Below are 1,999 nucleotides of genomic sequence, written 5' to 3'. Positions count from 1 at the left end.
GAGGCGCGCCTGATGGAGCTCGACGCCGTGCGCGAAGCCGTGGTGCTGGCGCTCGACACCGCAGGCGGCCAGCAGTTGGTGGGCTACGTGGTACCCGGCGATAGTGCTGGGCAGGACGACCTGCGTGAGCACCTCAAGCACGCACTGAAGGCGCATCTGCCGGACTACATGATCCCGGCGCAGTGGGTATGGCTGGAGCAGATGCCGCTGAGTCCGAACGGCAAGCTGGAGCGCAAGGCGCTGCCCAAGCCCGATGCCAGCCAGCTGCAACGTGAGTATGTGGCCCCGCAAAGCGAACTGGAGCAGCGCATCGCTGGCATCTGGCAGCAGATGCTCAACTGCGAACACATCGGTTTGAACGATGATTTCTTCGAGTTGGGCGGGCACTCGCTGCTGGCCACCCAGGTAATTTCGCGGGTACGCCAGGTACTGGGCTTCGATGTGGCATTGCGCACGCTGTTCGAGCACAGTCGCCTGGCAGATTTCGTTGCAACATTGAATCAGTTGAAACGAATCGATGAGCCACCATTGATACCCGTCGAGCGTAACGTGCCGTTACCACTGTCCTATGCGCAGGAACGCCAATGGTTCCTGTGGCAGTTGGACCCGCAGAGCAGTGCCTATCATTTACCCGCGGCCCTGCGCCTGCGCGGCTATTTAGACCTGCAGGCACTGCAACGTAGCTTCGACACGCTGCTGGCTCGTCATGAAAGCCTGCGAACACTCTTCACTCAAGCAGATGACCAGCTACACCAAGTCGTTACCCACCAGCGAATCATGCTCATCGAACAGGAAGTCTTAACTCATCAGGAAGACCAAGCAGCGCAAATAGGCACGTTTGTCGAAACAGAGATCAATCGCTTATTCGCATTGGACCAAGGGCCATTGTTGCGGGTGAAGTTGCTGCAATTAGCAGCAGAAGACCATGTGCTGATCATGACCCAACATCATATTATTTCCGATGCATGGTCGATGCAGGTGATGGTCGACGAATTGATCAGCTTGTACAGCGGTTACAGCTCAGGTCACGAAGCAGCTCTACCCGTACTACCCATTCAGTATGCAGATTACGCGCTGTGGCAACGCGAATGGATGGAGGCTGGTGAGCGGGATCGCCAACTGAACTACTGGCTTGAGCAACTGAGCGGCGAACACTCCGTTATGCCTTTGCCGACAGACCGCACCAGGCCGGCAGAACAGAGTTTCCGAGGGGCTCATCTCGCGCTCACGCTCGATCAACCACTGGCGCTGAACCTCAAAAAACTTGCACAACAGCGCGGCATCACACCCTTCATGCTGTTGATGGCCTCGTTCCAAGTGCTGCTGCATCGATATAACGGGCAACGCGAAATTCGTGTAGGCGTGCCCGTTGCCAACCGAAATCGTATGGAAACGGAGCGTTTGATCGGCTTTTTCGTCAATACCTTGGTGCTCAAATCCGAGAAGAAAGTCAGCACACTGTTGCCACGCTGTTCGATCAGGTTCGAAACATTACTTTGCAGGCTCAAGCCCATCAGGACCTTCCTTTCGAACAGCTGGTTGAAGCACTGCAGCCCGAACGCAGCCTGAGCCACAATCCGTTGTTTCAAGTCATGTTCAGCCACCAGGGCGAGACGCGTGGCGTACAACGGCAAAGAGCACTACCAAACTTGGACGTAGAGTTCTTGGCCTGGGACAAGCAGACAGCGCAGTTCGATCTGATGCTGCATACAAGTGAAAGCGCCGAAGGCTTCTCAGCAGTATTTACTTATGCCACCGACCTGTTCGAGGCCACCACCATCGAGCGCCTCGCCCTGCACTGGCAGAACCTGCTACGGGCCATTGCCACTGACCCACAGCAGCGGATCAGCGAGCTGCCCTTGCTGGATACCCGCGAGCAGCAGGCCAATATTCAGCAGTGGAACCCGGCACCCGAGCAGTTCACCAGCCAGCGATGCATCCATGAGCTGATCGAAGCCCAGGCTGCCCGCGCACCGGATGCCATCGCGCTGACCCTGGG

At 57.1% G+C, this 1,999-nt stretch carries 1 pseudogene; it reads left to right on the top strand.

What is annotated here, in order from left to right:
* Positions 1-12: 12 nt before the first annotated feature.
* Positions 13-1,999 (top strand): annotated as a pseudogene (locus G3436_RS24160) (condensation domain-containing protein); the annotation flags it as partial.

This window comes from Pseudomonas brassicae, from assembly GCF_010671725.1.
Taxonomy (GTDB): domain Bacteria; phylum Pseudomonadota; class Gammaproteobacteria; order Pseudomonadales; family Pseudomonadaceae; genus Aquipseudomonas; species Aquipseudomonas brassicae.
Note: the sequence above shows the minus strand (reverse complement) of the source record. Positions and strands in the feature narration are given on the sequence as shown.